Here is a 470-nt window from a genome sequence, read left to right on the forward strand (position 1 = left end):
CTAACAGGAAAATTAGACCTTGAAGGAGAATCCCAACTAATTCAAGAAGAAGATTCAGATCTTTTAGTTGCCGTAAATGGTGAATTAGAAAGAGATCAACAAGGTACAGCTGACACCTTTACCTATAACTATTGGTCTGCTCCTGTAGGAGATACAGATATCGCAACGAACAATTACAGCTATGCGCTGCAAGATATTTTCTATGACGGCACCAATGCTGTTAATTTTGACAATGCGAGTTTAGATGGTGGCGCAACAAATCCTATTACCATAGCGGATTACTGGATTTGGAAGTACGCTAACCAGCCAAGTGACAACTACGCTTCTTGGCAACACGTAAGGAGTACTGGTACGCTTAATGCAGGTGAAGGATTCACTATGAAAGGTCCTGGTACGGGTGCTATACTCGCTGAACAGAATTATGTTTATCTAGGTAAACCTAACAATGGCGATATTAACCTGACCATTAC

The 470-nt window shown here is 41.1% G+C and carries 1 pseudogene; it reads left to right on the forward strand.

Going from position 1 to position 470, the window contains the following annotated elements:
- A pseudogene (locus LBV24_RS15085) lies at window positions 1-470 on the forward strand (LamG-like jellyroll fold domain-containing protein); the annotation flags it as partial.

This window comes from Winogradskyella vincentii (genome assembly GCF_020166345.1).
In the GTDB taxonomy this organism is placed as follows: Bacteria; Bacteroidota; Bacteroidia; order Flavobacteriales; family Flavobacteriaceae; genus Winogradskyella; species Winogradskyella vincentii.